Annotated in this window: 1 pseudogene; it reads right to left on the reverse strand. The window is 20.9% G+C overall.

Features of this window, described 5'->3' with window-relative positions:
- Positions 1-257, reverse strand: a pseudogene (locus KQ878_RS03740) (hypothetical protein); the annotation flags it as partial.
- Positions 258-344: the final 87 nt, after the last annotated feature.

Genomic DNA, 344 nt, shown 5'->3' on the forward strand with positions numbered 1-344 from the left:
AACATATCATTAATAAATGATTTTTCATTATCTTTTTTAAGTAAAGCTAAAGCTGTGTTTTTGCAAGCTGGTGCTTCATCGAAAACAAAACCAATTTTTACTCTTTTAATTAAAAATTGATATACATCTTGTAAATCTTTTTCATCTGTTCTTTTTAAGATATTAATTATTAGATCTTTTTGGTCTTGATTAATATCGTGTTTTGATATTTCATTTATTTTATTAATATAATCATTTAAGATTAATTCTTTGTTCATATTTTCTCCTTATTAATACATCAGCTATTTTTTAGCTAATTAAAATTATATTAAAATGAGTGCACTTTGGGAATATATTTTAATTAG

The sequence above is a fragment of the Mycoplasma zalophidermidis genome, assembly GCF_018913985.1.
Taxonomy (GTDB): Bacteria; Bacillota_I; Bacilli_A; order Mycoplasmatales; family Metamycoplasmataceae; genus Mycoplasmopsis; species Mycoplasmopsis zalophidermidis.